14 protein-coding genes are annotated in these 12,693 nt (G+C 37.3%); 6 read left to right on the top strand and 8 right to left on the bottom strand.

What is annotated here, in order from left to right; translation table 11 throughout:
- Nucleotides 1-101: 101 nt before the first annotated feature.
- Nucleotides 102-1,163, bottom strand: coding sequence for a D-alanine--D-alanine ligase (locus K4422_RS11890; protein WP_206903561.1), 1,062 nt, complete (start codon nucleotides 1,161-1,163; stop codon nucleotides 102-104).
- A 242-nt stretch (nucleotides 1,164-1,405) separates the two neighbouring features.
- On the opposite strand from K4422_RS11890, the gene K4422_RS11885 reads away from it, so the two are divergent.
- Nucleotides 1,406-3,127 carry an ABC1 kinase family protein gene (locus tag K4422_RS11885; RefSeq protein ID WP_230711252.1) on the top strand — a complete coding sequence of 574 codons (1,722 nt, stop codon included), beginning with the start codon at nucleotides 1,406-1,408 and terminating at the stop codon, nucleotides 3,125-3,127.
- Nucleotides 3,128-3,198: 71 nt separating this feature from the next.
- Here K4422_RS11885 and K4422_RS11880 read toward each other — a convergent pair whose 3' ends face one another.
- The 3 genes from K4422_RS11880 to K4422_RS11870 all read right to left on the bottom strand — a co-directional run bounded on the left by K4422_RS11880 (nucleotide 3,199) and on the right by K4422_RS11870 (nucleotide 6,040).
- Nucleotides 3,199-3,645, bottom strand: a complete 447-nt coding sequence (locus tag K4422_RS11880; RefSeq protein WP_206903559.1) for a YaiI/YqxD family protein — start codon at nucleotides 3,643-3,645, stop codon at nucleotides 3,199-3,201.
- A gap of 173 nt (nucleotides 3,646-3,818) precedes the next feature.
- Nucleotides 3,819-4,475: an ABC transporter ATP-binding protein gene (locus tag K4422_RS11875; RefSeq protein WP_230711251.1), complete on the bottom strand. Its 657-nt coding sequence runs from the start codon at nucleotides 4,473-4,475 to the stop codon at nucleotides 3,819-3,821.
- Nucleotides 4,476-4,507: 32 nt separating this feature from the next.
- The gene (locus K4422_RS11870; RefSeq protein ID WP_230711250.1) at nucleotides 4,508-6,040 is read right to left on the bottom strand and encodes an ABC transporter permease; all 1,533 of its coding nucleotides are present in this window, start codon (nucleotides 6,038-6,040) and stop codon (nucleotides 4,508-4,510) included.
- A gap of 154 nt (nucleotides 6,041-6,194) precedes the next feature.
- Between K4422_RS11870 and K4422_RS11865 the strand changes: the two genes are divergently transcribed.
- Nucleotides 6,195-6,866 (top strand): response regulator transcription factor, encoded by a 672-nt coding sequence (locus tag K4422_RS11865; RefSeq protein WP_206903556.1) that lies wholly within the window; start codon nucleotides 6,195-6,197, stop codon nucleotides 6,864-6,866.
- A gap of 9 nt (nucleotides 6,867-6,875) precedes the next feature.
- Nucleotides 6,876-8,180, top strand: coding sequence for a sensor histidine kinase (locus tag K4422_RS11860; RefSeq protein ID WP_230711249.1), 1,305 nt, complete (start codon nucleotides 6,876-6,878; stop codon nucleotides 8,178-8,180).
- Nucleotides 8,181-8,293: 113 nt separating this feature from the next.
- On the opposite strand, the gene K4422_RS11855 is transcribed toward K4422_RS11860, so the two are convergent.
- The 4 genes from K4422_RS11855 to K4422_RS11840 all read right to left on the bottom strand — a co-directional run bounded on the left by K4422_RS11855 (nucleotide 8,294) and on the right by K4422_RS11840 (nucleotide 11,380).
- Entirely contained in the window at nucleotides 8,294-9,250 is a 957-nt protein-coding gene (locus K4422_RS11855) for a Gfo/Idh/MocA family protein (protein ID WP_230711248.1), read from the bottom strand.
- 267 nt (nucleotides 9,251-9,517) lie between these two features.
- The gene (gene lacB, locus K4422_RS11850) at nucleotides 9,518-10,033 is read right to left on the bottom strand and encodes a galactose-6-phosphate isomerase subunit LacB (RefSeq protein ID WP_230711247.1); all 516 of its coding nucleotides are present in this window, start codon (nucleotides 10,031-10,033) and stop codon (nucleotides 9,518-9,520) included.
- An 89-nt stretch (nucleotides 10,034-10,122) separates the two neighbouring features.
- Nucleotides 10,123-10,551, bottom strand: a complete 429-nt coding sequence (gene lacA / locus K4422_RS11845; RefSeq protein WP_230711246.1) for a galactose-6-phosphate isomerase subunit LacA — start codon at nucleotides 10,549-10,551, stop codon at nucleotides 10,123-10,125.
- A gap of 31 nt (nucleotides 10,552-10,582) precedes the next feature.
- Nucleotides 10,583-11,380, bottom strand: coding sequence for a DeoR/GlpR family DNA-binding transcription regulator (locus K4422_RS11840; RefSeq protein WP_230711245.1), 798 nt, complete (start codon nucleotides 11,378-11,380; stop codon nucleotides 10,583-10,585).
- Between the two features lie 178 nt (nucleotides 11,381-11,558).
- Here K4422_RS11840 and K4422_RS11835 point away from each other — a divergent pair, with 178 nt between their 5' ends.
- From K4422_RS11835 to K4422_RS11825, 3 genes are read left to right on the top strand one after another with little or no spacing between them, the layout of a single operon-like run.
- Nucleotides 11,559-12,050, top strand: coding sequence for a PTS sugar transporter subunit IIA (locus K4422_RS11835; RefSeq protein ID WP_206903550.1), 492 nt, complete (start codon nucleotides 11,559-11,561; stop codon nucleotides 12,048-12,050).
- Between the two features lie 5 nt (nucleotides 12,051-12,055).
- Nucleotides 12,056-12,358 (top strand): PTS sugar transporter subunit IIB, encoded by a 303-nt coding sequence (locus tag K4422_RS11830; protein ID WP_206903549.1) that lies wholly within the window; start codon nucleotides 12,056-12,058, stop codon nucleotides 12,356-12,358.
- A gap of 32 nt (nucleotides 12,359-12,390) precedes the next feature.
- A complete protein-coding gene (locus K4422_RS11825) occupies nucleotides 12,391-12,693 on the top strand; it encodes a PTS sugar transporter subunit IIB (protein WP_206903548.1) in 303 nt (100 codons plus the stop codon).

The following is a 12,693-nucleotide window of genomic DNA, read 5'->3' as shown; positions in this document are numbered from 1 at the left end:
TTTATGAGCGCTATAAAACGCACCTTTATTTTAAACAATCTAACTTCTTGCATTAAAACAAAAAAGGTGAGATGTTCGCAAAGAATCATCTCACCTTTTCTTTATTTCACGTCGGTTAAAAAGCTTTGCCGTTGTTTATAGCGTTTTAATGCTAATTGAATCAACTCTTCGATCAAATCACCATATTTTAAGCCCATTTTTTCCCATAATGATGGATACATACTATACTGGGTAAAACCTGGCATCGTGTTTAGTTCATTTAAGAATAGTTCATTTTTATTGGTTAAGAAGAAGTCACAGCGAGACAATCCGCTACCACCTAACATAATATAGGCTTTTTTGGCGAACTCTTGCGCTTTTTCTTGCACATCTTCTGTCACTTCTGCTGGAATTTGCATTACGATTTGATTGTCGATATATTTAGAATTGTAATCGTAAAAAGCCACATCTTTTACAATTTCTCCGGCTAAAGTTGTCCGCACATCTTCATTGCCTAAAATTGCGACTTCAATTTCTCGTGCTTCAATCCCTTGTTCTACAATTGCGCGGGTATCGTATTTATAGGCTTCTTGCAAAGCATTTTGCAATTCTTCTCTGTTTTCAGCTTTTGAAATCCCTACAGATGAACCCATATTCGCTGGTTTAACAAACATTGGATATAACAAGGTGCCTTCACATTGTTCAAAAATTTGCTTTGGATTTTCTTTCCATAAGTTTTTCAAAACAGGAACATAAGGAACTTGCGGAATACCTGCAGCCTGCAAAATATATTTCGTCATAATTTTGTCCATGCCACAAGCACTAGTTAAAACCCCAGCCCCAATATAAGGCATATCAATCGTTTCTAAGAAACCTTGAATTGTTCCATCTTCGCCATTTGGCCCATGTAATAATGGAAAGACAACTGCATCATCTTCTTTGATGGTACTTGGTGAAATAATTTCACCTGTTGCATCTTTTGTATCCCAAGTTAAATTAAGAACTGATTCATTTTTTGGCTTTTCCGTCAGCAACGGTCCTTTGACCCACTTGCCATCTTTTGTGATGAAAACTAGTTGGACTTGATAGTAGTCGTAGTAGATAGCATTCAGCACTGAATAAGCTGAAAGAATTGAGACATCGTGCTCGGCACTGCGACCGCCATATAATAATACGATTTTCAAAAGTATTTCCTCCCGTGATCAACTCACATCTTTTTTATCTCTCACATTTTAGCACAAAAAAGCCTTTCGCGACATAATATTTCAAAAGTAGCTGTCAGCTATTTTTGAAGTCGATTTGTAAAATGCTTTTTAAATACTGAGTAAAATGCTTTTTTAGTTGAATTATTTGTCACCAAAGCTTTTAAACAGTACCATAGAAGAAAAAGCACGCCACTTGTGAGCAAGACTTAGGAGGTGTCAAAATGAGTCAAGAAGTGTCTAAGAAAAAAAGACTCCAGATGATTGTCAAAATTTTCACCAAATATAAAGTTATTCAAAATTTCAGCCAACAAAAAAATCCAGACGCTGTTAGAACTGCGTTTGAAGAATTAGGGCCAACTTTTATCAAAATCGGACAAATGCTATCGGTGCGGACCGATTTACTTTCACCTGCCTATATCAAAGCCTTTAAGAGCTTGCAAGACAACGTCAAAAGCGATGACTTCAGCGAAGTAAAAGCACTGTTGGAGTCTGAATGGGAACTTGCTATCTCTGATATTTTCACTGAATTTGAAGAGCAAGCTTTTGCTTCTGCTTCAATCGGGCAAGCCCATCGCGCAACTTTAAAAAGCGGTCAAAAAGTTGTCGTTAAAGTCCAGCACCCCGGTATTATTTCAGCCATCAATGTTGATTTAGCCTTATTTGAAAAGGCTATCCCTTTATTTGCCAAAATTCCTGAAACAAAAGTCATTGATTTACGCAGTGTTTTACGCGAAGTCAAAACTTCCCTTGATAATGAAACGGACTTTTTAAAAGAAAGTAAAAATGCTGCGCGTTTTTATAAAAACAACAACGATTGGCATGAAGTAAAGGTCCCACAAGTTTTTCCTGAGTACTGCACGAAAAAAGTCATCGTTTTAGAATTTATGTCCGGCAAAAGTCTGCGTTACTTGCTAGAAGCACCAAAAAATGAGATAGCCTACGAAAATGTTAGCAACCAAGCGTTAAAGAAAAAGATTGGCTTACTTTTGGTTGAATCCTTCATGAAGCAAGTTTTTGAAGATGGCTTTTTTCACGCCGACCCACACCCAGGAAATCTTTTTTTACAGCTGCTAAACCCCAATATTGAAAATTTAGCAACGGAAAGAGTCGGGCGGTTTGGACCTTTTGGATCTGAAGCAACTTGGAAAACAAAAACCCAACTTCCTCCATACCGAGTTGTCTATTTGGATTTTGGTATGATGGGCAATTTAGATGATAACTTGCGAGGTAAATTAACGGATACAGTGATTGCCCTTTACACCCAAGATACTGCTGCGGTGGCACAAGCTGTTTTGCGCTTGTGTCGTCAAGAAGGCCCTTTTGATGAGTATCGTTTTCACGATGAGCTCGAACAATTTTTAGTGGAATACTATCATCTTTCTTTAAAAGAAATCGATTTACAACAAGTGCTCAGTCAGGTAATCGGCATTTGTAACGCTAATAATTTACAAATGGACCAAGCTGTCACTATGCTAATAAAAGCCTTTGGCACCTTAGAAGGCGTGGTGGAAGAATTAGATCCTGAACTTTCAATGATGGAAGTTTTGCAAAATTTCGCGCAAAAATATTTTTTCAAACAATTTGATTTAAAAGAAGAAGCCAAAAGACAAGGCCTAAACCTCTTTAAAAATTTACGAAGTTTACCCAAACTACCTGAAAAAATTAGTAATGCGCTGGATACTGTCAGCAACGGTAAGAGTCGTGTCAACTTAGAAATTAACGACCAAAAACAAATTTTAGACCGCCTTGAAGCCATGGTCAATCGCATTGTAGTCGCTCTAGTTTTAGCAGCAGTTATTCTGAGTTCTTCGCTGTTAGTCGTTTCAAGTCCTGACGCTCAGCCAAAATTTGTCGACAATTTAGGCTTATTCGGTTATATTGCGGCCTTTGTCACGATTTTATTATTGTCACTTAGCTATCTTTATCGCCGCTTTAAAAAATGATGAATTTCTATTCTTTCTAGTCAAAAATAGGATTACAACAGATACCTTCACCCATCTGCTGTAATCCTATTTTATAACGTTTCTTGCAATAAACTTTCCATCTTTACGACAAATTCTTGGCGATCTTCTTTCGTGAAAGCTTTTGGTCCTTTTGTCTTTTGACCAGCTTTTCTTAATTTAGCGCCTAGATAGCGTTGTTCTAACAATTGATCAATTGTCGCAGCTAAATATTCTTTTCCGCTATGATGAAACACGCGGGCACCTTTTGGTAAGACTAGAGAAGCTAAGCCAAAGTCTTGCGTAATCACCCAGTCATCTGCGTTGATTTCTTTGACAATCCGATAATCTGCACTGTCAGCTCCTTTGTCCACATAAATGAACCGGACAAAATTTGGATACGTTTCAGTTGTATAGTGATCAACACTGGTCACAATGAGTACTGGCACCTGATATTTTTCCGCCAGTCCAATTACTTCTTTTTTTACTGGCGAACCGTCGCCATCCACTACAAAACGCATTTTCATTCCCCTTTTTTCATACTACGTCAGTTTTAGTATGAAGCACAACACGCGTTTTAGCAAATAAGAAAAGCATTTGGCGCCGTGTTTTTCTTTACGCAATAATGAAGAGTGAAAAATATTTTAAAAAGCATTTTTTGTTGCCCATCTTAATAAAACTTGGCGATAATGATTTAAATAAGCTGAAAAACTTTATTTTTCAACTCGTAAACGGCATCACAACTAGCGGCTACTTCCTGCTCATGTGTGACTAAAATAATACATTTATTTTGTTCATGGGCAATTTTTTCAAACAATGCGACGATTTCTTTTGACGTTGTTTCATCTAAATTGCCAGTGGGCTCATCGGCAACGATCAGTTCATGGTCACAACATAGCGCGCGAACAATCGCAACGCGCTGTTGTTGCCCCCCTGAAAGCTGGGTTACTTTTTTAGCCGCTAAATCACTAGTAATCCCGACTTGCGCCAAATTGGCTAAGGCATAGGCCTTGGGATCACTTTGTTGTGTTTTTGCAATTTCCATTGCTGTCAAAACATTATCCAAAGCTGACATATAGGGCAATAAATTATAAGCCTGAAAAACAATTGAGACATCTTTGCGACGATATTCCTGTAAGCCAATTTCTTTTAAAGACTGTCCTTTATACAAAATAGCTCCTGCTTTTGGTGTATCAAGACCTGTCAAAAGCGAAAGAAAAGTCGTTTTTCCAGAACCACTGCTTCCTAAAATTCCATAGAGCTTTCCTGACTCAAAACTCAGATTTACATTTTCAAACAAAGGGCCATCTGGTTCATACCAATAGCCCAAATTTTCTGTTGTTAGTGTCATTGATTATTCCTCCTTCAATTTTTAAACTAGATTTACGAAACTAAAATCTTTTTAGGATTTAGGCGTAAAATGCCGACACTGGCTAGTAAAATGGCCAACAGACTGATTGCTAAGCCCATAGCTGCTAAACTTGCAATTTCAGTTGGAGAAACACTGATTTTCAATTCTTTAACCTCTTCACTAGTTTGCATCACACTACCAAAACCACCGCCTCTAGCGCCAAATTCGCCCATTTTACCACCAGCTGGTCCACCATTTTGCTCAGAGGGTGGATTGCCTTGATCATTTGTTCTTGATGCTTGATTATTTGTGACAGTTGTTTGATTTTGCTGTTGCAACAATTGATTTCCAACTGCATTACCAACTAAATTCCCACTAAATGTTGCAATCACCAAAGCAAAGATCATGCAGACAAAAATTTCACTAAAGAATTGCAAAATCACTTTAAAGCGCGATTCTCCTAAAGATAGTAAAACACCAATTTCATAACGTCGTTCGCGTATCGTTAACATAACAATTAAAGTTAGAATAATGACACCTGCCACAACTACTAGCACTATTATATTTTTTGCAAAATCTGAAACATTGTTCAAAGGTTGTAGCATTTGTTGATACATTTGGTCGTTTGTTTGTAAGCTATAGGTATCTGTATCGATCAATTGATTCGCTTTTTTGACAAATTTCGTCATTTCTTTAGGGTCAGCCAAATTGTAAACGGCCGAATCGATTGTATCTGCACTAGTGCTGCCTTTTAAACTATTAGCTAAAGTATAAGAAGAAAAAATCGTATTGGCAGGATTCATAAAATTAAAACGCATCCCCATACTCGTACCACTATCACTCGTTTCATAAATACCTTTTACTTTGACGGTTACATCTTTATCTTCACTATTTTTAATTTTAAAGGTATCCCCAACAGTTAAATCATTGGCACTAGCTAAGGAAGATTCAATTAAGACATCGTTACTGCCTTCATCTTTTTCAGACAATGCAGTACCTGACGTAATTTTGGCAGTACCTGCTGCAAACGTACTGTAAGAATCACTCGCCAAAACACCTGTAATTTGAAAGTCTCCTTGATCCATCTGCCCCATGTTTGCCGGCATTTGTCCACCGGGAGTTTTTATACTTTCATTTTCTGAATTTTGCGTACTACTTGTATCTTCTGCTTGATCAGCTTCACTTGAAATTGGCGTAATCCCCGTACTTTTAGCCGCTGAGGTGCTAACTTCAAAAGAATAAGATTTCACCTGTGAAAGGGCGGCAATCTTTTTTGCATCCGCTAAATTTACCGGTGTCAAATTAAAGCTGGCTGGGTCAGGACGAGTTGACGTCTCGCTACTCTCTTCTTCTTCACTTTTTTGAAACATCGCCGCGCGATTAGTGGTGAGCGTGACTGTTGCACCAATACTTTTTTTGGCGTTTTCACTGGCAACTTCAGCTGCACTTTTAATTGTTAACCCAGCTAAAACAAAAATCAAAATTGCTGAAAAAACGGCGATTAATAACACACTTCGCCCCTTTTTAGCCCAAAGACTTTGGTAAGCTCGTTTTAAAAAATTCATTTCAAATCCTCCTGTTGGTTTTATTTGTTTTTTCAGACTATTTTTATCAGCTTAAAATCAGCTTAAACCACTAAAAAAACTATTTTTAATAGCAAAGAGAAAGTTTAAGTTTCATTTAGGAGGAGCATGGTAAAATGAAGCTGAGGTGAAGTGTATGTTGAAGTTACTTATAGTCGAAGATGAACACACATTATCAGATAATATCAAAGAAATTATTCAGCCCTTAGGTGAAGTAACACAAGCTTTTGATGGGGAGATTGGCTTATTTGAAGCCCAAAGTAATATTTACGATTTAATTTTATTAGACTTAATGTTGCCAGAAATTAACGGTTACGAATTATTGGCGCAACTGCGCCGTCAAAACATTCAAACGCCTGTTTTGATTTTAACGGCAAAAGACGGCATTGATGATAAAGTTACCGGCTTTCAAAAAGGAGCAGATGATTATTTGACAAAGCCTTTTTACCGCGAAGAATTATTGTTACGGGTAAAAGCATTACTTAAGCGCTCCCTTGGCTTATACGAAGAAAATCTGCTGCATTATGGGCCCATCACCTGCAATTTACAAAGTAACCAAGTTATTTTTAAAGACGAAACTTTAGCCATTCAAGGCAAGGAATTCGAGCTGCTCGTTTATTTCATTCAAAATAAAGGCGTCATTTTAACTAAAGAACAGATTTTCGACCGCATTTGGGGCTTTGATTCCGACACGACATTAACAGTTGTGGAAGTTTATATGAGCCATTTACGCAAACATCTAAAAAAAACCGGCGTAGCCGATGATTTCAAGACGTTGCGCAATGTCGGTTACCTGCTGCAGGAATAGGAGTAAATTATGAATAAAGAGCTATCCAAAAAGCAACGCCGGCAATTTTTTTTATTAAATGCTGGCGCATTTGCCCTTATTTTCTTGTTATTGGGTTTTATTGTTTTACAGTTATTACAAAGTTCTGCTTATAAACAAACAGACGAATCTTTAAAAAATATTAGCCAAGATGAGCGCAGTGTCACCATGGAAATTATACGACTCAAAGAAGGTAATCCTTTTTTGATGCCAAAATCAGATTTTGCGCCAATGGAAAACCGGAGCAATCGCTTTAATTCCCAAATGATCTTATGGAGTGCTGAGGGGAAAATTTTAAATCAAGCGGCGTTAGGTGGGCGCTTTACTGAGCTGCAAGATTTAACTTTAACGCAAAATAAATTAGACAGTATCGAAAGGATTACTGTAAAAAACGGGCAGCAACAGCTACATTTCCGTTCAATTACGCGAAAATTAGCAACGCCAAAAGAAAATGTGGCCTATGTACAATTGTTGGAAAATACCGATCAAATCGACGAATCGCTGCAGACTTTCAAAACGGTATTGATTATGTGTATGATTTTATTTTGGCTGTTATCTTTAGCAGTCAGCTATTTTATTTCAAAGAAAAATATGGCGCCCATTCTGCTCGCCTGGCAAAAGCAGCAAGAATTCGTGGAAAATGCCTCCCACGAGTTACGGACACCATTAACAATTATTCAAAATAGTTTGCAAAAGTTGTTTACAACACCCAATCACACTATCTTAGAAGAGTCTAAACCTATCGCCCAAGCCCTCAACGAAACCAGACGCCTGAATTCTCTTACGACTGATTTACTAACTATTGCCAGAAGTGATGCAAACGAAACGACACTTACTTTAAAGCAGCTAGCACCCCAGCCTTTTCTGGCACAATCAATAAAACCTTTCCAAGAGATTGCGCAATTAGATGGGAAAATTTTTGTATTAGAAAATTACGCCGCAATTCCAGTTACCGTTGATGAAAAAAGAATTCACCAACTTTTGGTTATTCTGTTAGATAATGCTTTAAAATATACAAAAAGTGGCGATAAAATTACGGTGCTTTCTCAAATTACGCATGATGATTGGCTTTTGGAAGTCCGCAACACTGGCGCAACCATTCATGATGAAGACAAAAAACAAATTTTTGAACGCTTTTATCGCGAAGAACGTTCCCGCAACAAAAATAGCGGTGGTTTTGGTTTGGGACTTTCTATCGCTTGGCAAATCGTTAAAGATCACCACGGGAAAATTTCGGTGCATGATTTAAAACCAAAAGGTGTCATTTTTAGAGTTAAAATTCCCGCTAAGCAATAAAAATAAATACTCCAGTAGCGCACCTGTGTTTTACCATTGACTGCAAAATTATTTTCAAATACAAAAGACCAGGGGGAAATATATGGTGCAATTTTTCCCTTGGTCTTTTACTTTTATTGAGCTTGTAACCATTTTTTATATTGATTTTCCACTAATGTTACTGTTTCAATGGTCAATTCCGGTGTCATAATTGGACTTGTCAATAAGCCTTTTTTCAAACATTCATTCACGTGATCGACTTCATAAGCAAATTCACTGGTAAAAGGAATTTGTAAATCTTCCCGTCCTTCTTTGGTAAAAATCGTAGCGACTTGCGTTTTCCAAAAGTTAGGAATTTCAATGCGACCTTGACTGCCATAAATTGTCATTCCATTATCTGTACCAAATTCAGTCGTAATAAAAATATTAGCTAAAATAGCTGTCCCAAATTTCAAACTCAAGTCGCTTTGCTTATCAGAACGCCCCTTTGGCATGATCGCGTTGCCGGTCACCGCTTGATAGTTCTCCCCTGTAATGTAGTGCATATAATGAAGCGGATAACTGCCTGAACCATGCAACGTTCCCCCTCCTGCTTCAAGACTTGGAAACCATTTCACATGATCGATATTGGGATATGACGTTATCGAGCGCATTAATTTAACTTCTCCAATTTTTCCAGCTTCGATTGCTTTTTTCACAGCTAAAGTAATCGGTAAAAAAACAGCTTTTTGCGCTTCCATCAAAAAGAGACCTTTTTTTGCAGCCAATTCAAACAATTCACTTGCTTCATTAGCAGATAAAGTAAAAGGTTTTTCCAATAGTACTGGCTTTCCTGCTTCTAGGGCTTGCTTGGCGGTTTCGTAGTGTCCTTTATTATAAGTTGCAATATAGATAATATCGATTTCTTCATCAGAAAACAGTTCCTCATAGCTACCATAAGCTTTTTTAATCTGAAGCTTGGTTGCTACTTTTTGTGCCTTGGCTAATTCTCGTGAAGCAATCGCAGCTACATCGCCTTCTTTACTAGCACGAATTCCTGCCACAAAGCGAGGTACAATTGATGCGGTACTGACAATTCCATATGAAATCATGATAAATTCTCCTTTTTCTTGAAATTTGGCTTATTCTCACAGCAAGTTCCCTCAAAAGGTTAGCCAGCTCAGAAAAGCTGACGGAATCGCACATCTTTGAGTCATTGATACACTGCTGCAAAGCGAGATATTCCTGTGAGGATGATATATTTTTGATAGCAAAAAAGCCAACAGTTGATTATCAACTGCTGGCTTACTCACAACTGTACTTAAAATTTAACAGAAACAACTTGAATTTACAAAAATCTCAGCTTTTATGAGCCAAAATTAGTCGTGATATTCGCCACGATCCCATTTTGCTAAAAATTCATCGAAGTAATGCGCATCTGCTTGTTCTGGTTTTGGTCCTTCAACGGCATTAATTTTTTCAATTAACGCTTTGTTTTCTGGTGTTTCTTTGTATTCTGCTTTAATGAAAGCTTCAATAATATCATTGATTAAGAATTCACCAGTAATTTTTCCACCAAAACCAATTACATTGGCATTTAATTGTTCTTTTGAATAAATAGCAGTCGTCATGTCCCGCACTAGGGCAGCACGTACACCGGGCACTTTATTGACAGAGTTTGTGATCCCAACGCCGGTACCACAAATCGTCACACCAAGGTCTGCAGCCCCGCTTGCTACTGCTTCTCCGACGCGTTTACCGTAAATTGGATAATGGGTCCGGGTAAAATCATACGTGCCACAATCTATTACTTCATAACCTTTACTTTTCAAAAAATCAGAAACTGCGATTTTTGTATCTGTGACAATGTGGTCACAACCAATGGCAATTTTCATTATTCATTCTTCCTCTCATCTTTAAACTAATTTCATCATTTGTAATTCAAAAACTTACTTCTTACAGGCAGTTGGCAAAACAAAAATCTCTACGCCATTTTATTTAGCATATCCACGCGAATTTGATGACGGCCACCGTCATAGTGAGCAGATAAAAATTCTTTGACAATATTTTTTGCCAACTCTTCACCGACAATTTCAGAACCAATCGTAATCATACGGGCATTGTTGTGTTCTCTAGTCATGTATGCAGAACGTTCGTCTGAAACTTCTGCAGCGACCATCCCTTTAACTTTTGTGGCTACCATAAAACTCCCCGCACCGTAACCATCAAAAGCAATTCCCATTGAGCCTTCGTTTTCTTTAATATCATTTGCGATAGCTAAAGTTGAATCAACGAAATCTGCGGCTGGTGTTTCTGTTTTATCCACGACTTCAAAACCTTCGCCAACTAAATACTCTTTGATAATATCCTTCAATTTCTTTGCCTGTGCATCTGAACCAAGTACGACACGCATTTGTATTCCTCCTCTAATTTCGCTATCTTTTCTAACTATAGATAGTGGTATATTGTTGATATTTATTTTTGACAGCTTCTTCAATATTTTTATCGGTGAATAATGCATCAATATCCCGTAAATTGAAAAAGTTATAAAAATCACTTTGGTTAAATTTATGTGCATCGGCAACCAAGTAACGCTTCTTTGCCTGATTTAAAACCAGTTGTTGAAACTTGCCTTCTTCGATGCTGAAAGTAGATACATATTCTTCCCTTACGCCATTGACTCCAACAAACGCTTTTTCAATACTTAACTTTTGAATTGTTTCATTGGCGATTGATCCCACGAAAGCGCCAGTTTTTTGCCGATAAGACCCGCCAACCAAATATAAATCCAACTGTTCATTTTCTTGTAATAAGTTAAAGACTGGCAAACTATTCGTAACAACCCGCAAATCATGTTTCATTAAATATTTTGTCATTAATTCAATTGTTGTCCCTGAACCTAAAAAAATCGTATCTCCTGAATCAATAAATTGAACAGCCTGTTTGGCAATATAATTTTTTTCTTCTATACTAATGCGCTTTTTCTCTAAATGGGAAAGTTCCAAATCGTCTAATGGCACTATTGCAGCATTTTCAGTCACCGTACTTTTCCCAGTGGCAAATGTTTTACTTTGCGCACCACCGTGAACGCGAATGATTTTATCTTGCTGCGCCAATTCTTCCAAATCACGCCGAATCGTCATATCCGATACTTGGAGATTTTTACGCACAAATTGTACTGTAATCACACCATATTGCTCACAAAGATTTAAAATGGAGCGTTGTCGTTCACTTTTAAGCATATGCACCCTCCTTTCATCCTCATATTAAAACAGAACAAAACATTTTTCAACAATAAAACGCGAATTAGTGTTTATTTTATTTTGATTTCTAGTTGACAAGCGTTTGAAAGCGATTATAATATGAGTGTAAGCAAGGTTTAAACACACTATTAAACAAAAGCGAACAGGAGGAATTATAGTGAGTACAGGAAAAGAATTCTTTGCCCCTGACACGGTTTATGTATCTGATAAAACCACGCAAGAAGAAGTCTTCAACGAAGTTTACCAAGATTTATTAAAGAAAGATTTGGTAACAGATGATTTCATCGTAAATTTGATTGAACGTGAGTTAAATTATCCAACAGGTTTAGATATGACCCCTGTTGATTCACAGTTACCTAATATTGCGATACCTCATACTGAAAGCGAATTCGTTAAAACAACGCGAATTGTGCCAATCAAAATTAATCAAGCAATCACATTTCACAATATGATCAATCCAGATGAAGAATTACAAGTTTCTTTTCTATTTATGATTTTGAATGAAGATGGTGAAGCGCAGGCCGGTTTATTGGCAGATATCATGGATTTTATTAATTCTACTGATCGCAAAAAAATGCTTGAATTCTTTACTTATGAAGATCCAAAACAAATTTACCAATTTTTAGTAGAAAATTTTAAAGGAGAGTAATCACTATGGTTAAAATTTTAGCAGCATGTGGCGCCGGAGTTAATTCCAGCCACCAAATTAAAAGCGCTTTAGAAAGCGAATTAGCAAAACGCGGGTATCAAGTAAGTTGTGATGCGGTCATGATTAAAGACATTAATGAAGAAATGTTATCTCACTACGATATCTTTGCTCAAATTGCCAACACAGATTTAGGGTTTCCTGTTAATATTCCTGTCGTTGATGCTGGCGCAATTCTTTACCGCATTCCGGCAATGGCTGAACCGGTTTACGCGCAAATGGAAGCAGCTATTAAACAAGTACAAAAATAATACTATCGCAATTAAGAAAGGATGAAATTGAAATGGTCAAAATTCTAGCAGCATGTGGCGCCGGAGTTAATTCCAGCCACCAAATTAAAAGCGCTTTAGAAAGCGAATTAGCAAAACGTGGGTATCAAGTAAGTTGTGATGCGGTCATGATTAAAGACATTAATGAAGAAATGTTGTCTCACTACGATATCTTTGCTCAAATTGCCAACACAGATTTAGGGTTTCCTGTTAATATTCCTGTTGTCGATGCTGGCGCAATCCTTTATCGCATTCCTGCAATGGCTGAACCGGTTTACACGCAAATGGAAGCAGCTATTAAACAAGTGCAAAAATAA

It is taken from the genome of Enterococcus sp. SMC-9, assembly GCF_021011285.1.
GTDB classification, from domain to species: Bacteria; Bacillota; Bacilli; order Lactobacillales; family Enterococcaceae; genus Enterococcus_C; species Enterococcus_C montenegrensis.
The sequence above is the reverse complement of the archived record's forward strand: the minus strand, read 5'-3'. Positions and strand labels throughout refer to the sequence as shown.